Source organism: Pseudomonas lini, assembly GCF_030812475.1.
In the GTDB taxonomy this organism is placed as follows: Bacteria; Pseudomonadota; Gammaproteobacteria; order Pseudomonadales; family Pseudomonadaceae; genus Aquipseudomonas; species Aquipseudomonas lini_A.
Window position 1 is genome coordinate 19,557 of the sequence record NZ_JAUSSR010000011.1, and the last position, 20,612, is coordinate 40,168.

A 20,612-nucleotide genomic window follows, 5' to 3' on the forward strand; every position below is an offset into this window, starting at 1 on the left:
CCTGGCAGCACTTTTTCATCCTCCGCCAGCAGGCACCCGATGCCCGCATCGAGTACCTGGACCCTCGGTAAAAACCTTAGCCGGTATTTCGCAATCCGGCGGCAATCCCCGCCACAGACACCAGCAGCGCCTGTTCTACCGGGCTGTCCTGCGCCACTTCCTGTTGCCTGGAGCGCGCCAATAATTCGGCCTGTAATAGATGAAGCGGATCGAGGTAAGTGTTGCGCAAGCGGATGAATTCGAGGGTGGCTGGGCTATGTGCCAGTAGCTGAGACTGACCGGTCAGCCCCAGTACCACCGAGCAGGCCTGCGACAATAGGTCGCGTAAATGCGCACCCAAAGGCAGCAGATCCGGTTCGACCAGACGCTCGTCGTAGGACCGGGCGATATCGCTATCGGCCTTGGCCAGGACCATCTCCAGCATATCGATGCGAGTACGGAAGAATGGCCACTGTTCGCGCATCTGTCCGAGCAACTCACCTTCGCCGCGTTCCAGCGCCTTGCTCAGGGCAGCTTCCCAACCGAGCCAGGCCGGCAGCATCAGGCGTGTCTGGGTCCAGCCAAAGATCCACGGGATCGCCCGCAGGCTTTCGATTCCGCCCGCGCGGCGCTTGGCCGGACGACTGCCCAACGGCAAGCGCCCCAGCTCCTGTTCCGGCGTGGACTGGCGGAAATACTCCACGAACTGTGGATTTTCCCGCACCACGGCGCGGTAGGCGCTGACCCCATCGGCGGCCAAATCGTCCATCAAGTGCCGCCACTCGGGTGTTGGCGGTGGCGGTGGCAGCAAGGTCGCTTCCAGCACGGCCGCCAGGTACAGGTTGAGGTTCTGTTCGGCGATGTCCGGCAGGCCAAACTTGAAACGGATCATTTCCCCCTGCTCGGTGGTACGGAAACGCCCCGCCACCGAACCTGGCGGCTGCGACAGGATGGCGGCGTGAGCCGGACCGCCACCGCGGCCCACGGTGCCGCCGCGACCGTGGAACAACAGCAGTTCCACTTGCTGTTCACGGCAGATGTCGACCAGACGCTCCTGCGCCCGATACTGCGCCCAGGCCGCCGCGGTGGTACCAGCGTCCTTGGCCGAGTCGGAGTAACCGATCATCACTTCCTGCGGACCTTGCAAGCGCGCGCGGTAGCCCGGCAGCAGCAACAGCTTCTCAATCACCGGGCCGGCGTTGTCGAGGTCGGCCAAGGTTTCGAACAGTGGCACGACCCGCATGGGTCGCAACACGCCGACCTCCTTGAGCAGCAGTTGCACGGCCAGCACGTCGGACGCGGCACCGGCCATGGAAATCACATAAGAACCCAGTGAAGCCGCCGGCGCCAAGGCGATTTCCCTGCAGGTCGCCAACACTTCGGCGGTGTCGGCGGACGGTTTGAAGTACGCCGGCAGCAATGGCCGACGGCTGTTCAGTTCGCGCATCAGGAAGGTGATGCGCTCTTCCTCGTTCCAGTCTTCGTAGCGACCGAGACCGAGGTAATCGGTGATTTCGGTCATCGCCGCCGAATGCCGGGTCGAATCCTGACGCACATCCAGGCGCACCAGGAACAGGCCGAAGGTCACGGCCCGGCGCAAGCAATCGAGCAACGGGCCGTCGGCAATCACCCCCATGCCGCACTCGTGCAGCGAGTGGTAGCACAGCTCCAGAGGATCGAGCAGGTCCCGGTTGTTTTGCAGTACATCGGCCGGAGCCGGCGTAATCGCGGTCAAGGAGGCGTGAGCCCAGTTACGGGTGGCACGCAGGCGTTCGCGCAGCTGTTTGAGCACCGCGCGATAAGGCTCGGCGCTGTTCCCGGCCTTGGCTCTCAATGCATCGCTGGCTTGCTGCATGGATAGTTCGGCAGCCAGCTGATCGACATCGCGCACGTACAAATCAGCGGCCATCCAGCGCGCCAGCAGCAGGACTTCACGGGTCACGGCAGCGGTCACGTTAGGGTTGCCGTCCCGGTCGCCGCCCATCCACGAGGCAAAGCGAATCGGCGCCGCCTCCAGCGGCAGGTGCAGGCCAGTGGCGGTGTACAGGGCCTGGTCCGCCTTGCGCAGATAATTGGGAATCGCCTGCCACAACGAATGCTCGATCACGGCGAAGCCCCACTTGGCCTCGTCCACGGGCGTCGGCCGGGTGCGGCGGATTTCTTCGGTGTGCCAGGCTTCGGCAATCAAGCGCTGCAATTTCGCGTGAATCTGCTCGCGCTCGGCACCGGTCAGGTCGCGATGGTCCTGGGCAGCCAATTGCGCGGCGATGGCGTCATATTTCTGGATCAACGTGCGCCGCGCCACTTCGGTCGGGTGCGCCGTAAGGACCAGTTCGATCTCCAGCCGGCCCAACTGCCGCGCCAGGGACTCGGCGCCATGACCTTCGGCGCGCAGGCGCGCCAGCAGCTCCGGCAGTACCCGCGCTTCGAACGGTGCGGGCTGCGATTCTTCGCGACGGTGAATCAGTTGATACTGCTCGGCGATATTGGCCAGGTTCAGAAACTGGTTGAACGCCCGCGCGACCGGCAGCAACTCGTCTTCGCTCAACTGGTTGAGGCTGGCGCTCAACTCGGCATCCATCGAACCGCGACGGTCGGCCTTGGCACCCTTGCGGATCTGCTCGATCTTGTCGAGAAAGCCGTCCCCGTACTGTTCACGAATGGTGTTGCCCAACAGTTCACCCAACAGGTGAACGTCCTCGCGCAAGCGTGCATCGATATCGGTCATCAGCAGTTCTCCAGCGAAAAATCCGGGCAGCTCAGATCTTTAAGAGTGCCGCTCCAGACAGGTTCTTACAAGCAAGACGACGAAGGGACTTTAAACCTTGGGCGTTATAGCTAATCTGAAGAGTAAGCCGTACAACGGCTGCCGCTGGCAAAAGCCGGCACTCACCCTGCCTGCCATGAGCAGGCGCGCAATGAGGTCTCTATGAAAATCCGCGAGCTGGCCCAGCATTGGGAAGAAAACGCCAAGGGTCGCCTGACCGACACCGGCTACAAGATTCACCTGGATGTGGAGGCTGCCGCGCGCCTGGCTGCGATCGTCGAGATGTACCCCAAGCGGCACCCTGAAGAACTGCTCGGCGAGCTGATCGGCGCGGCCCTGGAAGAACTTGAGAAAAGCTTTCCCTACGTGAAGGGCTCGACTGTCGTGGCCACTGATGAAGAAGGTGATCCGCTGTACGAAGATGTAGGGCCTACGCCGCGTTTTCTCGCGTTGTCCCGTCGGCATTTGCAAGACTTGTCGAGCGGTAAAGACGAACCAAAACACTGATCAGCACCTTATCCCTGTACCTGTACCTGTACCTGTACCTGTAGGAGCAAGCTTGCTCGCGATTGTATTGAAGGCGACGCGTGCATTCAGAATAAACGCGTCATCGTTAACGTCCACCGTCGGAACGCCGCCCGGAGCAAGCTCGCTCCTACAAATGTGTGCGAATACCGCCCCGGATCGCAGGTTCCCGCTCCAGAGCCTTGTCCACCCGGTCAATATTTTTTCGGGCGATAGGCCATCTTCTCTGAACTTTTGAAAAACGCCTCGGGTCACACCCAGTAACCACGCCTGGGACGGCCGTGTCAGAACACCCCGGATATTGACGGTTGCGGCTCCTTGCCCAGGATGGATTTTTACGTTTTTCAGGAGTTATTCCAATGGAGTTGAAGACCATGAAGACCCGAACTGCCCAATCCCCGTCTACCCCCCTGCGCAGCCTGAAACTGGCCGCACTGGCGATCGGCAGCAGCCTGGTCCTGGCCGGTTGCGCCGGTAACCCGCCGACCGAACAATTCGCCGTGACCCAATCCGCGGTGAACGGTGCAGTCAGCGCCGGCGGTACCGAATTCGCCGCCGTGGAAATGAAGTCCGCCCAGGACAAGCTCAAGCAAGCCGAAATCGCCATGCACGACAAAAAGTATGACGAGGCCAAGATCCTGGCCGAACAGGCCGAGTGGGACGCTCGCGTAGCAGAGCGCAAAGCCCAGGCGATGAAAGCCGATCAGGCTGTGAAGGACTCTCAGAAAGGGGTTCAGGAAATGCGTCAGGAAAGCCAGCGCACCGTGCAATAAGCGGCGCGGCACGACGTACTTCTTACTCGACTAAAAGGACGAAACCATTATGCGTAAACAATTGATGATCCCTGCCCTGCTGGCTGCAAGTGTTGCACTGGCTGCCTGCTCTACGCCGCCCAACGCTAACCTGGAACAGGCCCGCACCAACTACAGCGGCCTGCAAGCCGACCCGCAAGCGAGCAAAGTGGCGGCACTGGAAACCAAAGACGCCAGCGAGTACCTGGACAAGGCCGACAAGGCCTACATGGACAAGGAAGACCAGGCCAAGGTCGACCAGCTTGCCTATTTGACCAACCAGCGTGTCGAAGTGGCGAAGCAGACCATCGCCCTGCGCACCGCCGAAGCCAACCTGAAGAACGCTTCGGCGCAACGTGCCCAGGCCCGCCTGGATGCCCGTGACCAGCAGATCAAACAGCTGCAGGACAGCCTGAACGCCAAGCAGACCGATCGCGGCACCCTGGTGACCTTCGGTGATGTGCTGTTCGCCACCGACCGCGCTGACCTGAAATCCAGCGGCCTGGTCAATATCAACAAACTGGCGCAATTCCTTCAGGAAAACCCGGACCGCAAGGTGATTGTCGAAGGTTACACCGACAGCACCGGTACGGCTTCGCATAACCAGTCGTTGTCCGAACGCCGCGCCGGTTCCGTGCGCATGGCCTTGGTGAAAATGGGCGTTGATCCAGCGCGCATCGTTGCCCAGGGCTATGGCAAGGAATACCCGGTTGCTGAAAACGGCAGCGTTTCGGGTCGTGCAATGAATCGTCGGGTGGAAGTGACCATTTCCAACGACAACCAGCCGGTGATCCCGCGTTCGGCGGTCAGCTCGAACTGAGTTGAACCTGCTGTAACGTAAAAGCCCCGCCTGGTCTGATCAGGCGGGGCTTTTTTTGGGCTAACACTCAACCCTGTGGGAGCGGGCTTGCTCGCGAAGGCGGCTTGACATTCAACATCGCAGTCGTCTGACACATCGCCTTCGCGAGCAAGCCCGCTCCCACAGTGGATCTTTGGTAAACACGGAACTGAATTATGGCTCCAGCTTCTGCGGGGTTTCCTGCCCGATGCAGCGCACGGCCTTTTTCTTGTTGTTGACCAGCACACCGCTCAGGCCTTTCTGTTCGGTGTCGAACATCACCAGCACGCCATCGATGCATTGAGCGACTTGCGCGGCCGGCTCCAGGGAGATTTTGTAGTCTTCGCCAGGCACGGTCTTGAGCAGAGTGAAGTCGCTGAGCAGCAGCGCATCTTCCGGTTTGGCAAAGTGCAGGTAGCCATACCACCACAGGGCGCCGACGGTGCCGAGGATGCTGCAGATACCGGTGATGATCAGCGGGATGGCGTTACGTTCTTCACTCATTGCGGGCTCTCTGGTGGTTCAACTTCGGAATTCGGGGGTGCCGGGTAATTCGGTGTCTCGCCCAGGCGGCGCAGGCCGTTGAAATGCTGCGGATCGTCGAGGTAACGAAGCATGACTTTGCGCCAGACCGGGTCGGCGAACGTCTGCACATGGCCGCCACGGGTCAATTGCAGCACCCGGGGCGGCGGCGCAGCTTGATACAGTCGGATGCCGTTGGAAAGAGGCACGATCGGATCGTCGATGCTGTGGTAGATCAGTTTCGGCACGCCATTGAGCTGGGCCATCGAGTGGATGGCGCTGTCGCCGTCTGGCACCAGCCACGACAGCGGCACCTGGAACGGCCAGAACAGCCATGAATTGCTCAGGGCGAACCGGCCGACGCTGCGGTAACTGGCGGGCACGCCGTCGAGAACCACGGCCTTGAGTTGCTTCTGGCGTTCGGGGTGTTGAACCAGGTAATGCACGGCCATCGAGCCGCCAAGGCTCTGGCCCAGCAGGATCAGCGGCTTGCCCTGGACCTCGGGGGCCTGGTCGAGCCATTTGAACGCCGCATCGATGTCCTGATAGATCGCCGGCAGCGACGGCTCACCTTCGGACAGGCCGTAACCGCGATAGTCCACCAGCAGCACCTGATAGCCCTGCTTCGGCAGCCACCAACTGCCCCCCAGATGCATGGGCAGATTGCCGCCGTTGCCATGCAGGTGCAGCACCGTGCCCTTGACCTCGACGCCGTTTTTCGCCGGCAGCCACCAGCCGTGCAGCCTGACGCCGTCGGCGGTGGTCAAGGTGACATCGCGGAATTCGAGCCTGGCTTTTTCCGGGGTGAACAGCTGGCCTGGCTCGGGGTAGAACAGCAGGGAGCTGCACCCGCTCAAGGTCAGAAGAAGGCAGACGATGCCGAGGATTCTCATCCGATGAAACCTTTGTAGGAGCTGGCTTGCCAGCGAAGAACGATGACGCAGTGTGTCAGGTGAACCGCAGTGAGGCATTCGCCGGCAAGCCAGCTCCTACAGGTGTTGTGTTGCCTTACAAGATGTTGGAGTAATCCGCCTCGATCCGGTCCAGGCTCAGGTGATTGAGGAAGTTGGAGAAGCACATCCACGCCGACAGCGCGTTCATGTCACGGAACTGCTCCGGCAGGTATTTGGGCGGCACGACCAGGCCTTCATCCACCAACTGGCGCAACGTGCGCATGTCTTCCAGCGTGGTCTTGCCGCAAAACAACAGCGGTATCTGCTCCAGCTTGCCTTTACGCACGGCCAACTGAATGTAGTTGTAGACCATGATAAAGCCCTTGAGGTAGGACAAGTCCTTGGTGAATGGCAGGCCGGTCGGCACCGAACCGCGGAACACTCGACTGGCGTTGCCATAGCTTTCGGCCATCTCGAAGCCCTGCTCGCGGAAGAATTCGAAGATCTGCAGGAAGTCGGCGCCCTCCTCCACCATATGAATGGCACGGGTGCGGTTGGTGAGTTTGCGCAGGCGACTGGGGTAAGAGGCGAAGGTGATGATTTCCATCAGGATCGCCAAGCCTTCCTGGGTCACCGTCGACGACGGTGGGCCCTTGGACAGGAAGGTGCAGATCGGCTGGTTCAGGCCATTGAGCGTGGTGCCCACATGCACCAGCCCTTCGTGGACTTCCAGGGCGCGCACGTCACGCTCGTTGAACATCGCGTCGGTGCGGATCTTGATGTAGTCGGCGCCGGCTGCCGCATCGGCAACGATACCGTCGGACTCGAACACCCGAATGGTGTCCTCGGCCTCGCCAAATACCTTGCTCAACCGGGTTTGCAATAGATCCACGGCGTCCTTGGCGGTGAGGAGCTTCGGTTCGTCCTTGAGGTCGCCGCGGCCGTCGATGTTGTTCAGGTAATCGGAGAGCATCAGGCCCAGGTCGGACAGGGTCGGGTCGCCCGCATGGAATGCGTCGGACGCGGCGCCGTACAGTTCCTGGGAAATCAGGCCGAAATCCTCGGTGCCACGCGCTTCGAGCATGCGCACCACCATGCGGTATTCCTTGCACATGCGGCGCATGATCTGGCCGACCGGGTTGAACTGGCCGAGCTGACGGGTGATGTCGCGTTCGATATTCTGGAATTCCAGCTTCACTTTGCTGGAGTCGAAGGACAGCGGCCGGTTCAAGTAATAATCGCGATCCACCGCCGGCATTTCCTTGCCCTTGGCCTTGATGAAACCCTTGCGGATGGTGTCATCCCACTTCACCGCATCGAGGACGCGAATCGGCGTCTGCGCCAGCACAATGCGATCGGACAATATGCGTATCGACTGCTGGTAATCGTCCACCCGAAACTCCTGTAGAAAAACCGTTAGGTGCTGGATTTATTTGACTGTAGCTTTGGCTTTGGCCAGGCGCTGGTAGCGCACCGCCTCGACGAACACGTCGGAATTGGCCGGATCGTCGAGGTAGGCGAACACCTGGTCCATGCCGGTGTTGATCAGCACGCCATCGCCATCGTCAGTCTGGAAGCCTTCACCGCTGAGGATTTTCTGTCCCAGGGCCTGGTTGATCTGCTCGAGGTCGAGGTTGTAGACCACCAGTTCCTGCTTATCGTTGAGTTCGAACCCGGCGATGATGAAATGTCCGCCGAATTGCGCCGGCACTTTTGCTGACAGATACCAGCGGCTGCCATGGCGCGATACCGTGAAGGGATAGGCTTCGCGCTCCCGGGGCTTGCCCTTGAAGTAGCTGACCGCCTGATAGCGATTGCCACCGATGCGTGTCAATTCCAGGTTCATCGGTTCGCCCCAGGCGTTGGTGCTGGTCCATTTGCCGAGCAACCCTTTGGGCGCGGGATCGCTGGCGGGCAGCGGCTCCTTGAAGGTCACCAGACAGCCACTGAGCAGCAGGAACGACAAGGCGATCACAACGACACGCCAGGTTTTCATTCGACACTCCCTATGAACAAGCTTCGCCCGCAAGTAAACACAGCCCCCCTGTGGGAGCGAGCTTGCTCGCGATGACGGTTTAACATTCGACGTTTATGTCGCCTGACACACCGCTATCGCGAGCAAGCTCGCTCCCACAGGGTTGAGCTCCCTCAAGGGGTTACACGGACGCCAATACCAAATGCATATACCGCGTGAGGATCCCGAGCATCTCGGCTTCGGCGGCAGGCTCGGCGTCGTTGAGCAGGCCCTGATATTCCATCCGTCCGATAATCGCCGTCAACACTTTGGCATCTTGTTGCGGCTCGCGCGAACCCAACACCTCGAAAAAATGGCAGGTGCCCTGCAGCAGGATTTGCTGGTGCGAGCGCACCAACTGCGCCAGGCGCGGGTTCAACAGCGCCTCTTGGCGGAATGCCTGCTCGGCCATCAAGTGTTCGCGTCGGTTCTGCAATTGACGATGAACATAGTCGGACGTCAGCCGCGCAATGTCGTCTGCCAGTTGCGAGCGGGACGCGGCACTGCCATCGCCATAGGCGACCATCTCCCGCAGCAAACCTTCATTGTTGGCCCACAACTTGGCCATGAATGCCGCGCTGCGTTCCACATATTGGGCGAAGGTATCGGTCAGCAGGTCATCGATATCCTTGAAATAGTAAGTGGTGGCCGACAGCGGCACACCGGCCTCGGCCGCCACTGCGCGGTGCCGTACAGCCCGCACGCCATCGCGCACGACAATGCGCATCGCCGCATCGAGTATGTCCTGTCGACGCTGCTCACTGCCCTGCCGGCTGGCCTTGCGACCCTGGTACTGAACACTTTCAGCGACCGCAGTGGCGATACCCACTGCACCCTCTTGAGCCATTGCACGGTTCACGACAGGTATTCCTCTTTTACTTCAAAAGTAACCAATTGATACGTTTGTACCAGACAGGCAATAAAAAGCCGCCCATGTCAGGCGGCTTTTTAATTGAAACACTTACGCTTGCGGCCGCATGTGCGGGAACAGGATCACGTCGCGGATCGACGGGGAGTTGGTCAGCAGCATCACCAGGCGGTCGATGCCGATCCCTTCGCCGGCCGTTGGCGGCATGCCGTACTCCAGCGCACGAACGAAGTCGGCGTCGTAGTGCATGGCTTCGTCGTCGCCGGCGTCCTTGTCGGCTACCTGGGCCATGAAGCGCTCGGCCTGGTCTTCCGCGTCGTTCAGCTCGGAATAGGCGTTGGCGATTTCACGGCCGCCGATGAACAGCTCGAAACGGTCGGTGACGTTCGGGTTCTCGTCGTTGCGGCGCGCCAGTGGCGACACTTCGAACGGGTACTGGGTGATGAAGTGCGGCTGCTCCAGCTTGTGCTCGACCAGTTCTTCGAAAATCATCACCTGCAGCTTGCCCAGGCCTTCGAATCCCAGCACCTTGGCCCCGGCCTTCTTGGCGATGGCGCGGGCCTTGTCGATGTCGTTCAGGTCGTCAGCGGTCAACTCAGGGTTATACTTGAGGATCGAGTCGAATACCGACAGACGCACGAAGGGTTCGCCGAAGTGGAACACCTTGTCGCCGTAAGGCACGTCGGTGCTGCCCAGGACCAGCTGCGCCAGCTCGCGGAACAGTTCTTCGGTCAGGTCCATGTTGTCTTCGTAGTCGGCGTAGGCCTGGTAGAACTCCAACATGGTGAATTCAGGGTTGTGCCGAGTCGAAACACCTTCGTTGCGGAAGTTGCGGTTGATCTCGAACACCTTCTCGAAACCACCGACAACCAGGCGCTTGAGGTACAGCTCCGGCGCGATGCGCAGGAACATTTCCATGTCCAGCGCATTGTGGTGAGTTTCGAACGGCTTGGCCGCCGCGCCACCCGGAATGGTTTGCAGCATCGGCGTCTCTACTTCGAGGAAGTCACGCTGCATCAGGAAGCTGCGGATGTGAGCGATCACTTGCGAACGCACGCGGAACGTCTGGCGCACCTCTTCGTTGACGATCAGGTCAACGTAGCGCTGGCGATAGCGCTGCTCGGTGTCGGTCAGGCCGTGGTGCTTGTCCGGCAGCGGACGCAGGGATTTGGTCAGCAGCCGCACCTGGGTCATTTCGACGTACAGGTCACCTTTGCCGGAACGGGCCAGGGTACCTTCAGCGGCAATGATGTCGCCCATGTCCCAGGTTTTCACCGCAGCCAGGGTTTCTTCGGACAGGGTTTTACGGTTGACGTAAACCTGAATCCGCCCGGTCATGTCCTGGATCACCATGAACGAGCCACGGTTGAGCATGATGCGACCGGCAACCTTGATCGGGATTGCAGCCTCTGCCAGCTCTTCCTTGGTCTTGTCCGCGTATTGCTTCTGCAAGTCTTCGCAGTAGTTGTCACGGCGGAAGTCGTTCGGGAAGGCATTGCCCTTGGCGCGCTCGGCAGCCAGCTTTTCCTTGCGCAGGGCGATCAGGGAGTTTTCTTCCTGTTGCAGGGTTTGCGGGTCGAGTTCTAGGTCGCTCATGTCTTTAAATATTCCATCACGGGTTCGTTGCCCCTGCCTGGCGGCAGGGTTCGCGGGCAAGTCGGGTCGCCGCATCGCTCTCTCCTACAGGATCGCGGAGTCCGCCGATCCTGTAGCGCGTGCCTTAGAGCCCTTGTTTCAAGCTTGCTATCAGGTAGTCGTCGATGTCGCCGTCGAGCACCTTGTCGCAGTCGCTGCGTTCGATGTTGGTGCGCAAATCCTTGATCCGCGACGCATCGAGCACGTAGGAGCGAATCTGGTGACCCCAGCCGATGTCCGACTTGGTGTCTTCCAGGGCCTGCGAGGCAGCGTTGCGTTTCTGCACTTCCTGCTCGTACAAGCGCGCCCGCAACATTTTCATCGCGGTGTCTTTGTTGGCGTGCTGGGAACGTTCGTTCTGGCAGCTGACCACGGTGTTGGTCGGTACGTGGGTGATACGTACGGCCGAATCGGTGGTGTTTACGTGCTGGCCACCGGCACCGGAGGAGCGGTAGGTATCGATGCGCAGGTCCGACGGGTTGATGTCGATTTCGATGTTGTCATCGATTTCCGGCGATACGAACACCGCCGAGAACGAGGTGTGGCGACGGTTGCCTGAGTCGAACGGGCTCTTGCGCACCAGGCGGTGCACGCCGATTTCGGTGCGCAACCAGCCAAAGGCGTATTCGCCCTTGATGTGCACGGTAGCGCCCTTGATCCCTGCGACTTCACCGGCGGACAGCTCCATGATGGTTGCATCGAAGCCGCGCTTGTCGGCCCAGCGCAGATACATGCGCAGCAGGATGTTGGCCCAGTCCTGGGCCTCGGTGCCGCCGGAGCCGGCCTGGATGTCCAGGTAGGCGTTGTTGGCATCCATCTCGCCGCTGAACATGCGACGGAATTCGAGTTTTTCCAGGGACTCGCGAAGACGCTCGACTTCGGCAGCGACGTCATCGACGGCGGCCTGGTCTTCTTCCTCGGCGGACATCAGCAGCAGGTCCTTGGCGTCGGCCAGGCCACTGTGCATTTCGTCGAGGGTTTCGACGATCTGGGCCAGCAGGGAGCGCTCGCGGCCCAGTTCCTGAGCGTACGACGGGTTGTTCCAGACAGACGGATCTTCAAGCTCGCGGTTGACTTCAGTCAGACGCTCATGCTTTTGATCGTAGTCAAAGATACCCCCGAATAGTTTCGGAGCGCTCGGACAGGTCCTTGATGCTGTTAAGGATCGGGTTGATTTCCATGGCGGGCAGCACTCGTTGGCGAACTTTTGAAAGCCGGCGAGTATACCGTAATCAGGCTGTCACGGCAGCCCGCCTGGCGGCTTTAGCGGCGAATGAAACCCATGGTTCATTCAATCCCCACCTGATTACGCCCATTGTTCTTCGCCAGGTACAGCCCCTTGTCCGCCGCCAGGATCAATTGACGGCAGTCGCCGCCCGGCTGCGGGGTCATGGTCGACAGGCCGATGCTGATGGTCAGGCTTGAACCTTCGACCGGGGAAATGTGCGGAATCTTCAGTGCCGCCACGGACTGGCGCAGTTTTTCCGCCACCAGCCGCGCGCCACCCGGCGAAGTGTTGGGCAGGACCAGGGCAAATTCTTCGCCACCATAACGGGCCGGCAGGTCCGACGGGCGGGAGCTGGCGTCGCGGATCGCCGTGGCCACCTTGCGCAGGGCTTCATCGCCGTCGAGGTGGCCGAAACTATCATTGAAGGATTTGAAATAGTCGACATCGATCATCAGCAACGACAGTTGACTCTGGTCACGCAGCGAGCGTCGCCACTCCAGTTCCAGGTATTCGTCGAAATGCCGGCGGTTCGACAGCCCGGTCAGGCCGTCGGAGTTCATCAATCGCTGCAGCACCAGGTTGGTGTCGAGCAACTGCTGCTGGCTGACCCGCAGCGCCCGGTACGCCGCGTCTCGCTGCAGCAAGGTCATGTAGGAACGCGAGTGATAACGGATGCGCGCGACCAGCTCGATGTTGTCCGGCAGTTTGACCAGGTAATCGTTGGCCCCGGCCGCAAAGGCCGCACTCTTGATCAGCGGATCTTCCTTGGTCGACAGGACGATGATCGGAATGTCCTTGGTCGCCGGGTGATTGCGGTATTCGCGCACCAGGCTCAGCCCGTCGAGGCCGGGCATGACCAGGTCCTGCAGGATCACCGTCGGCTTGATGCGAATCGCGTGGGCGATGGCCTGGTGCGGATCGGCGCAAAAGTGGAAGTCTATATTGTCTTCATTCGACAAGCCGCGGCGCACGGCTTCGCCGATCATCGCCTGATCGTCCACCAACAACACCATGGCGGCGTTTTCGTCGGTTTTGAAGCCGTCGAGCTGTAAGTCATTCATGTGCGGTCACCTGAGTACTGCCTGGGCCGGGATTGCTGTTAAAGAGGGTCATTTGCTGAAAATTTCCAGCAACCGTGGCGCGATCTGGTGCAGTGGACGAACTTCCACGGCAGCGTCAATGGCGGCAGCTGCCTTCGGCATGCCGTACACCGCGCTGCTGGACTGGTCTTGCGCGATGGTCAGGTAGCCCTGTTGGCGCATGAGTTTAAGCCCCTGCGCGCCATCGCGTCCCATTCCGGTTAACAAAATACCCACGGCATCGCCGCTCCAGTACTGGGCAACGCTCTCGAAAAACACATCGATCGAGGGCCGATAGATCTCGTTGACCGGCTCGGCGGTGTAGGCCAGCGTGCCGTTTTTCAACAAGCGGATATGGTGATTGGTGCCGGCCAGCAACACCGTACCGGGCTGCGGAGGCTCGCCTTCCCTGGCCAGGCGCACGTCCAGGCCGCTGGCGCTGCTCAGCCATTCGGCCATACCGGCGGCGAATACCTGGTCGACATGCTGCACCAGCACGATGGCAGCCGAAAAATTCTGCGGCAGGCCCTTGAGCAATATTTCCAGCGCCGCCGGCCCGCCCGCGGACGAACCAATGGCGATCAGGCGCTGACGCGAAGCGGAACTGCGCAAGGGGCTGGGGGTCGCTCGCTCTCGATTGCCCCGGTCACCGATCAGCCAGCCGATGTTGATGATCTTGCGCAGCAGCGGCGCGGCCGCATCCTGCGGGTTCCCTGCACCCAGAGCCGGGGTGTCGACGACATCCAGCGCGCCATGGCCCATGGCCTCGAACACTCGATGCACATTCTGCTGGCGGTCGACCGTGACGATGACGATCGCGCAAGGGGTCTCGGCCATGATTCGCCGGGTCGCTTCCACGCCGTCCATCACCGGCATGATCAGGTCCATCAGAATCAGGTCCGGGGTGAATTCGGCACAACGCTGCACCGCCTCGGCGCCGTTGCCGGCAACCCAGACCACTTCATGTGCCGGCTCGAACGCCAGGGCGCGGCGCAGTGCTTCAACCGCCATGGGCATGTCGTTGACGATAGCTATCTTCATGCCCGCGCTCCTCCTATGAGCTCCACCACTGCATCGAGCAGGGCGTCGTCATGAAAACTGGCTTTGGCTAGATAATAGTCGGCTCCGGCGTCCAGTCCACGACGGCGGTCTTCTTCGCGATCCTTGTAGGACACCACCATGACCGGCAGGGATTGCAGGCGATTGTCCCGGCGCAACAGAGACACCAGCTCGATGCCATCCATGCGCGGCATATCGATATCGGTGATCAGCAAATCGAAATCCTCCGAACGCAGGGCGTTCCAGCCATCCATGCCGTCCACCGCCACGGCCACGTCATACCCGCGATTGAGCAACAACTTGCGCTGCAGCTCGCGAACGGTCAGTGAGTCGTCGACCACCAGGATCCGTTTGCGAGCGGCTTCGACGACCTGGCTGCCCTGTCGCGCGATACGCTCCAGACGCCCGGTGTTGAGCAGTTTGTCAACCGAGCGCAGCATATCTTCGACGTCGACGATCAGCACTACCGAACCGTCGTCGAGCAAGGCCCCGGCGGAAATGTCCTGGACCTTGCCCAGGCGTTCGTCCAGCGGTAATACGACCAGCGTCCGCTCGCCGATAAAACGCTCGACGGCCACACCGTAGATGGCCTCGCGCTCACGAATGACCACCACCTTGAGGGTCTGCTGACCGCTCTGGCTCGCCGGGCGCTGCAACAGCTGGCTGGCGGCGACCAGCCCGACGTGCCGGCCCTCGTGCCAGAAGTGCTGACGGCCCTCGACCTGCACGATGTCCGCCGGCTCCAGGTCGCACATGCGCTCGATGTGGGCCAGTGGAAACGCATAGGCCTCGTTACCGACTTCCACCACCAGGCTGCGCACCACCGACAGGGTCAGCGGCACTTCGAGGTGGAAATGACTGCCCTCGCCCGCCGCTTGCTCCAGCACTACCGCGCCGCGCAACTGCCGGACCATGTGTTGCACCGCGTCCAGCCCGACACCGCGCCCGGAGATTTCGGTGACTGTGTCCCGCAAGCTGAAACCCGGCAGGAACAGGAATGTCAGCAGTTCCTCTTCGCTCAGTTGCGCGGCAGTCTCAGCCGGGGACAATTGCCGCTCGACAATGCTACGGCGGACCTTTTCCAGATCGACACCGTTGCCGTCGTCGCTCAACTCCAGTACCAGCAGACCGGCCTGGTGCGAGGCGCGCAGACGGATAACGCCTTCAGCGGGTTTGCCAGCCAGAAGGCGCTGTTCCGGGGATTCGATGCCGTGGTCGACGGCGTTACGCAGCAGGTGCGTCAGCGGCGCTTCGAGTTTTTCCAAAACGTCGCGATCGACCTGGGTTTTCTCGCCCTCGATCTCCAGCCGCACCTGCTTGCCCAGGCTACGGCCAAGGTCGCGGACCATCCGCACTTGCCCGCCCAACACATCGGCAAACGGGCGCATGCGACAGGCCAGCGCCGTGTCGTACAAGACTTGTGCCCGTTGACTGGCCTGCCAGGCGAACTCATCCAGCTCGGTGTTTTTTTCCACCAGCAATTGCTGGGATTCGGCCAGCAGCCGACGGGCATCGTCGAGGGCCTCCCGGGCCTCCAGGCTCAAGGCATGCTCCTTGAGATGGACGTTGAGGTTTTCCAGGGCCCGCAGGCCGTTGCTCTGCAGGCGCTTGAGCCGCTGCATGGTGGCCAGGTGCGGCTTGAGCCGCAGGGTTTCCACCAGGGATTTGCTCGACAGGTCGAGCAGGCTGTTCAACCGCTCGGCAGTGACCCGCAGGACCCTCTCACCGGTATCCGTGGAGCGTCTGGCCCTGGGCGCTGGCTCGACGGGTGCATCGGGTGGCGGTTCGACTTCCAGCACCGGCATCGTCAGCTCAACCCCGGTGGCTTGCAGCAGATCCTCGGCCATGAACGGCGCGATGGGGGTACTGATCGGCACGGCAAGCGCCAGCGGATCCAGCAAACGAGCCATCAAGGCGACATAGGCCTCGATATCCGCCGGGCCCGGATTGTTGTCGGGGGTTGCGATGTGCATCAGCAGATCGGTGCCTTGCAACAGCGCATCGATGTGCTCGGGGCGCAGGTACAGGCGCCCTTCCTGGGCGCTGACCAGGCAATCTTCCATCACATGGGCCACGCTGACGCCGGCATCGACACCGACGATCCGCGCGGCGCCCTTGAGCGAATGCGCCGCGCGCATGCACGATTCGAGATGATCGGCCTGGGTCGGATCGCGCTCCAGCGCCAGCAGACCTGCGCTCAGCACCTGGGTCTGGGCTTCGGCTTCCAGGCTGAACAGCTCCAGCAACGAGGAGTCGCGCAATTGCTCTGGGGTCATGTAAGGCTCCGGGTCACGGCGGACAGCAACTGCTCTTCATCCAGCCAACGCAGGCTGCGGCCTTTGAATGGCAACACACCACGGGTGAATTTAGCGCTGGCCTGGGTCCCCGAGCGCGATGCCGCCTCGAGGATGTGTTCATCGATGGCATGAATGCCGTCCACTTCATCCACCGGCACCACCACCGGCCCGCCGTGGGCGGCGATGATCAGCATCCGCGGCATGACCCGCATGTCGGACGCCACGCTACCCGTCCCATCGAGGCCGAGCAGTTCGACCAGGGACAGGCATGCCACCAGAGCACCGCGCACGTTAGCCACGCCGAGCAAGGCTCGGGAACGCTGGTGCGGCAAGGAGTGAATCGCTTGCAGTGGCGCGACTTCCACCAGGCTGCGGGTGGCCAGGCCCAGCCACTCTTCGCCAAGCCGGAACATCAACAGCGAACGGGTTTTCACCTCGCTCTCGGCCGCTGTCGACACTTGCCCGCGATCTTTCTGCTGCAACGCATAGCGGTCGAGCAGGCGCGTCGCGGCCGCTGAATACACCGCGCAATTGCGGCAGTGAATGTGTTCGCTCAGCAGCGGGCAGGACTTGTCGCCATGGACACCGATGCGGTTCCAGCAGTCGTCGATGGCCTGGGCATCTTCATGGGTGAGACTAAAGTTGTCGGCGGCGATCATCGTTTACGCTCACTGTCAGCGGTGCGCTCACTGCGAGCGGCGCGGTCCTGCAATCGCCGGGCACCCGCCGTGTCGCCCTGGGATTGCAGCAACGCGGCCAAGTGCATCAACGCGTCGGAATGTTGCGGTTCGAGGTACAAGGCCTTGCGGTAATACCCCTGGGCTTCGAAGGCACTGCCGGCGACATCGCTGAGCAGCCCCAGCCAGTAAAACACTTGGGCTACCGGCTCGTGATTGCGCAAATAGCTGTCACAGGCCGCACGGGCCTCGGCACTTTTGCCTTCGTTAGCCAGTGCGGCGATGTTTGCCAGCAGCACGGCAGAGTCCGGGTTGGCCGTTCTGGCCATGACCGGTAGTGGCGCCACCGTGGCGAACGGGCGGCTGCGTACGGGCGGCGGTGTTACGCTGCGCACCGGTTGGCGCACGGGTAGCGCCGTTGGAACGAAAGTCGCTGACACCGGCTGGGCCTCGTGATGGCGACTGAATGCAAAGGACTGCGCAATGCCGATCGAGCGCATGCCAAAGCGCCCCAGCAGACTGCCCTCCGCAGGGCCGATGAACAGCACGCCATCAACATGGGTCAGACGCTTGAGCACTTCAAAAACCTGCTGTTGGGTCGGCAGGTCAAAATAGATCAACAGGTTGCGACAGAACACGAAATCATAGGGTGGCTCATTGGCGAGCAAGGTTGGATCGAGCAGATTGCCGACCTGCAAGCGCACTTGCTCACGTACCCGCTCGTCGAGGCGATAGCCGTCGTTTTCGACAGTGAAATGCCGGTCGCGAAACTCGATATCCTGACCACGAAATGAATTCTTGCCGTACACCGCACGCTTGGCTTTTTCCACCGACAGCGGACTGACGTCCATGCCCTCGACCTTGAACTGATGCGGCTTGAACCCGGCATCGAGCAGCGCCATGGCGATGGAATAGGGTTCTTCACCGGTGGAACACGGCAGGCTGAGAATCCGCAGGGCGCGCATGTTATTGAGGTCGGCCAGGCGCCTGGCGGCCAGTTTCGCCAATGTGGCGAAGGATTCCGGATACCGGAAAAACCAGGTTTCAGGAACGATCACCGCTTCGATCAGCGCCTGCTGCTCATCCCGCGAGCCTTGCAAAATGTGCCAATACTCGTCTGCCGTCAGCGCCTTCGATGTCGTGCTGCGCTGGCGCACCGCACGCTCGATGATCGCCGGACCCACCGAGGTGACGTCGAGGCCGATGCGTTCCTTGAGGAAATCGAAGAACCGTTGATCACTGTTCATGGGCGCCCCTCGAGCAGCGCCGGATCCAGCGGCGGATACGGAAACAGCAGCGCACGAACTGGCTCGCTCAACAGATCGGCGACCCGGACCCATTGCAGCAGCCCTTGCGCGTCTTCTCGAACAGGCCCGAGATAGGGGGCCTGGGGATTATCCAGGCCATAAGGCTGAAAATCGGCCGGATTGCAGCGCAAGGTATCGGTGGCCTGTTCCAGGATCAGCCCTAGCACCTGCGCCTTGAAGGTCTCGTCCGGACGGTAGTTGACCAGGACCAATCGTGTGCTGGTGCGAGCCTGGGCAGGGGCACCGAACGTCAGTGCACTGAGGTCGATCACCGGCACGACCAAGCCGCGATGGGCGAACACCCCGGCCACCCAGGCCGGTGCCTTGGCTATCGGTTTCAACGGCAGGCGCGGCAGCACTTCCACCACCTCGATGGCCTGTAAGGCGTAGCGCTCGTTGCCGATGCGGAACACCAGGAACAACGCTTGCACCGCCGGTTTTACGGCGGCGCGCTTGACCGTGAGTTCGCTCATCAGACTTTGAATCGCGAAACGCCGCTACGCAGCCCTACAGCGACCTGGCTCAATTCGTCGATGGCGAAACTGGCCTGGCGCAGCGACTCGACGGTCTGGCTGCTGGCATCGCCCAGTTGCACCAGCGCATGGTTGATTTGTTCCGCGCCCGTGGCCTGGGCCTGCATGCCTTCGTTGACCATCAACACCCGCGGCGCCAACGCCTGGACCTGATGAATGATCTGCGACAGCTGCTCCCCGATTTGCTGCACTTCTGACATGCCGCGGCGCACTTCTTCAGAGAACTTGTCCATGCCCATGACCCCGGCCGACACGGCCGACTGGATCTCGCGCACCATCTGTTCGATGTCATAGGTGGCGACGGCGGTCTGGTCCGCCAGGCGGCGCACTTCGGTGGCCACCACGGCAAACCCGCGGCCATATTCACCGGCCTTTTCCGCTTCGATGGCGGCGTTCAGCGACAACAGGTTGGTCTGGTCGGCCACCTTGACGATGGTCACGACCACCTGATTGATATTGCCGGCCTTCTCGTTGAGGATCGCCAGCTTGGCGTTGACCAGATCCGCCGCGCCCATGACCGAGTGCATGGTCTCCTCCATCCGCGCCAACCCTTGCTGCCCGGAACCGGCGAGCACCGAGGCCTGATCGGCGGCGGTGGAGACTTCGGTCATGGTGCGCACCAGATCGCGGGAAGTGGCGGCGATTTCCCGGGAAGTCGCACCGATTTCCGTGGTGGTGGCAGCGGTTTCGGTGGCGGTGGCTTGTTGTTGCTTGGAGGTGGCGGCGATTTCGGTCACCGAGGTGGTGACCTGCACCGAGGAACGCTGGGCCTGGGACACCAAGGATGTCAGCTCGGCCATCATGTCATTGAAGCCGGTTTCCACCGCGCCGAATTCGTCCTTGCGGGCAAGGTTCAGGCGACGACTGAGGTCGCCGGTGCGCATGACTTCGAGTATTTCAACGATCCGGTTCATCGGCGCCATGATGGCGCGCATCAACAGCAGGCCGCAGAGGCCGGCGGCCAGGACCGCAATCAACAGGGAGATACCCATGACGATTTTTGCGGTGAGCACTGCGTCATCGATGTTTGCGATGTCCAGGTCCGCCACCGCTTTGTTTTCGCGCAATATGTCATTGAGTTTCATGCGCCCCGCGGTCCAGATCGGGGTTAGCTGCTCGTTGAACAGCTTGATGGCTTGCGCTTCCTCATTGCGCTGATGCAAGTCGAGCACCGCCGCCAGGGACTTGTGGTAATTCTCGTTGTGTTTCTCGAAGGTGGCGAACTCAACCTTGTCTTCATCCGTAGTGACGGTACCGCGATAGTTGCCTATCTGTTCCTGCAGACGAGACTCGAATAATTTGAAGTCAGCGACATTCTCGGCACTGACGCCCTGCCCCTCTTTCAAACCGAGCATTTCCTGGATCCGCAGATAGCTGTCGGACCAGGCGCCACGGATCATCGAGCTGTAATACACCCCGGGAAGTGCGTCTTCGCGAACGCTGGCTTCGCTTTCCTCGATCTTCAACAGCCGTGAGTACGAGACGACGACCATCAGCAGCATGATGGCGATTATTACCGCAAAGCTCGCCAAGATCCGTTGGCGCAACGTCCAGTTCTTCACAGTCAGTCCTCGAGGTATTTCCAAATGCTGCGGAGTAT

The 20,612-nt window shown here is 61.2% G+C and carries 18 protein-coding genes; 3 read left to right on the forward strand and 15 right to left on the reverse strand.

Translation table 11 applies throughout. The annotated features are described in order from the left end of the window. Positions 1-76 precede the first annotated feature (76 nt). Complete coding sequence (gene ppc / locus J2W17_RS20940) at positions 77-2,707, reverse strand: phosphoenolpyruvate carboxylase (RefSeq protein WP_307338613.1); 2,631 nt, start codon at positions 2,705-2,707, stop codon at positions 77-79. Positions 2,708-2,908: 201 nt separating this feature from the next. Here ppc and J2W17_RS20945 point away from each other — a divergent pair, with 201 nt between their 5' ends. The 3 genes from J2W17_RS20945 (at position 2,909) to J2W17_RS20955 (ending at position 4,882) form a co-directional block, all read left to right on the forward strand. Then, positions 2,909-3,253, forward strand: coding sequence for a pilin assembly protein (locus tag J2W17_RS20945; protein WP_150765988.1), 345 nt, complete (start codon positions 2,909-2,911; stop codon positions 3,251-3,253). A 377-nt stretch (positions 3,254-3,630) separates the two neighbouring features. Then, positions 3,631-4,044 (forward strand): DUF4398 domain-containing protein, encoded by a 414-nt coding sequence (locus J2W17_RS20950; protein WP_307338619.1) that lies wholly within the window; start codon positions 3,631-3,633, stop codon positions 4,042-4,044. 49 nt (positions 4,045-4,093) lie between these two features. Then, positions 4,094-4,882, forward strand: a complete 789-nt coding sequence (locus tag J2W17_RS20955; protein ID WP_307338622.1) for an OmpA family protein — start codon at positions 4,094-4,096, stop codon at positions 4,880-4,882. A 192-nt stretch (positions 4,883-5,074) separates the two neighbouring features. Here J2W17_RS20955 and J2W17_RS20960 read toward each other — a convergent pair whose 3' ends face one another. The 14 genes from J2W17_RS20960 to J2W17_RS21025 form a co-directional block, all read right to left on the reverse strand. Further along, positions 5,075-5,404, reverse strand: coding sequence for a hypothetical protein (locus tag J2W17_RS20960; protein ID WP_307338625.1), 330 nt, complete (start codon positions 5,402-5,404; stop codon positions 5,075-5,077). After that, on the reverse strand, positions 5,401-6,315 hold the full coding sequence (locus J2W17_RS20965; protein WP_307338628.1) for an alpha/beta hydrolase: 915 nt from the start codon (positions 6,313-6,315) through the stop codon (positions 5,401-5,403). Before J2W17_RS20965 ends, J2W17_RS20960 begins: the two co-directional genes overlap by 4 nt. 115 nt (positions 6,316-6,430) lie before the next feature. Continuing rightward, on the reverse strand, positions 6,431-7,708 hold the full coding sequence (locus J2W17_RS20970) for a flavohemoglobin expression-modulating QEGLA motif protein (protein ID WP_307338631.1): 1,278 nt from the start codon (positions 7,706-7,708) through the stop codon (positions 6,431-6,433). Positions 7,709-7,744: 36 nt separating this feature from the next. Next, positions 7,745-8,311: a hypothetical protein gene (locus J2W17_RS20975; RefSeq protein ID WP_307338634.1), complete on the reverse strand. Its 567-nt coding sequence runs from the start codon at positions 8,309-8,311 to the stop codon at positions 7,745-7,747. 160 nt (positions 8,312-8,471) lie between these two features. Next, a complete protein-coding gene (locus J2W17_RS20980; RefSeq protein WP_307338637.1) occupies positions 8,472-9,188 on the reverse strand; it encodes a TetR/AcrR family transcriptional regulator in 717 nt (238 codons plus the stop codon). 102 nt (positions 9,189-9,290) lie between these two features. Further along, positions 9,291-10,793, reverse strand: a complete 1,503-nt coding sequence (lysS, locus tag J2W17_RS20985; RefSeq protein WP_307338641.1) for a lysine--tRNA ligase — start codon at positions 10,791-10,793, stop codon at positions 9,291-9,293. Between the two features lie 124 nt (positions 10,794-10,917). Then, positions 10,918-12,013 (reverse strand): peptide chain release factor 2 gene (gene prfB / locus J2W17_RS20990; RefSeq protein ID WP_307338644.1). Its coding sequence is split into 2 segments (ribosomal slippage): positions 10,918-11,940 and positions 11,942-12,013, totalling 1,095 coding nucleotides; the frame shifts between segments, so codons are not numbered across the junction. A gap of 106 nt (positions 12,014-12,119) precedes the next feature. Further along, on the reverse strand, positions 12,120-13,121 hold the full coding sequence (locus J2W17_RS20995) for a diguanylate cyclase domain-containing protein (RefSeq protein WP_307338648.1): 1,002 nt from the start codon (positions 13,119-13,121) through the stop codon (positions 12,120-12,122). Positions 13,122-13,169: 48 nt separating this feature from the next. Then, positions 13,170-14,180: a chemotaxis response regulator protein-glutamate methylesterase gene (locus J2W17_RS21000; protein WP_307338651.1), complete on the reverse strand. Its 1,011-nt coding sequence runs from the start codon at positions 14,178-14,180 to the stop codon at positions 13,170-13,172. Then, positions 14,177-16,474 carry a hybrid sensor histidine kinase/response regulator gene (locus J2W17_RS21005; protein WP_307338656.1) on the reverse strand — a complete coding sequence of 766 codons (2,298 nt, stop codon included), beginning with the start codon at positions 16,472-16,474 and terminating at the stop codon, positions 14,177-14,179. The genes J2W17_RS21000 and J2W17_RS21005 overlap by 4 nt, the downstream gene beginning before the upstream one ends. Beyond that, positions 16,471-17,154 (reverse strand): chemotaxis protein CheW, encoded by a 684-nt coding sequence (locus J2W17_RS21010; RefSeq protein ID WP_307338659.1) that lies wholly within the window; start codon positions 17,152-17,154, stop codon positions 16,471-16,473. The genes J2W17_RS21005 and J2W17_RS21010 overlap by 4 nt, the downstream gene beginning before the upstream one ends. Beyond that, a complete protein-coding gene (locus J2W17_RS21015; protein WP_307338662.1) occupies positions 17,151-18,419 on the reverse strand; it encodes a CheR family methyltransferase in 1,269 nt (422 codons plus the stop codon). The genes J2W17_RS21010 and J2W17_RS21015 overlap by 4 nt, the downstream gene beginning before the upstream one ends. Beyond that, entirely contained in the window at positions 18,416-18,952 is a 537-nt protein-coding gene (locus J2W17_RS21020; RefSeq protein WP_307338666.1) for a chemotaxis protein CheW, read from the reverse strand. The genes J2W17_RS21015 and J2W17_RS21020 overlap by 4 nt, the downstream gene beginning before the upstream one ends. Next, on the reverse strand, positions 18,952-20,574 hold the full coding sequence (locus tag J2W17_RS21025; RefSeq protein WP_307338669.1) for a methyl-accepting chemotaxis protein: 1,623 nt from the start codon (positions 20,572-20,574) through the stop codon (positions 18,952-18,954). Before J2W17_RS21025 ends, J2W17_RS21020 begins: the two co-directional genes overlap by 1 nt. Positions 20,575-20,612: the final 38 nt, after the last annotated feature.

Coding starts and splice junctions, on each gene's coding strand:
- lysS (WP_307338641.1), bottom strand. CDS start 10,793: ATGAGCGACCTAGAACTCGACCCGCAAACCCTGCAACAGGAAGAAAAC.
- J2W17_RS21020 (WP_307338666.1), bottom strand. CDS start 18,952: ATGAGCGAACTCACGGTCAAGCGCGCCGCCGTAAAACCGGCGGTGCAA.
- J2W17_RS20950 (WP_307338619.1), top strand. CDS start 3,631: ATGGAGTTGAAGACCATGAAGACCCGAACTGCCCAATCCCCGTCTACC.
- J2W17_RS20975 (WP_307338634.1), bottom strand. CDS start 8,311: ATGAAAACCTGGCGTGTCGTTGTGATCGCCTTGTCGTTCCTGCTGCTC.
- ppc (WP_307338613.1), bottom strand. CDS start 2,707: ATGACCGATATCGATGCACGCTTGCGCGAGGACGTTCACCTGTTGGGT.
- J2W17_RS21010 (WP_307338659.1), bottom strand. CDS start 17,154: ATGATCGCCGCCGACAACTTTAGTCTCACCCATGAAGATGCCCAGGCC.
- J2W17_RS20955 (WP_307338622.1), top strand. CDS start 4,094: ATGCGTAAACAATTGATGATCCCTGCCCTGCTGGCTGCAAGTGTTGCA.
- J2W17_RS20945 (WP_150765988.1), top strand. CDS start 2,909: ATGAAAATCCGCGAGCTGGCCCAGCATTGGGAAGAAAACGCCAAGGGT.
- J2W17_RS20995 (WP_307338648.1), bottom strand. CDS start 13,121: ATGAATGACTTACAGCTCGACGGCTTCAAAACCGACGAAAACGCCGCC.
- J2W17_RS20965 (WP_307338628.1), bottom strand. CDS start 6,315: ATGAGAATCCTCGGCATCGTCTGCCTTCTTCTGACCTTGAGCGGGTGC.
- J2W17_RS21000 (WP_307338651.1), bottom strand. CDS start 14,180: ATGAAGATAGCTATCGTCAACGACATGCCCATGGCGGTTGAAGCACTG.
- J2W17_RS21005 (WP_307338656.1), bottom strand. CDS start 16,474: ATGACCCCAGAGCAATTGCGCGACTCCTCGTTGCTGGAGCTGTTCAGC.
- J2W17_RS20960 (WP_307338625.1), bottom strand. CDS start 5,404: ATGAGTGAAGAACGTAACGCCATCCCGCTGATCATCACCGGTATCTGC.
- J2W17_RS21015 (WP_307338662.1), bottom strand. CDS start 18,419: ATGAACAGTGATCAACGGTTCTTCGATTTCCTCAAGGAACGCATCGGC.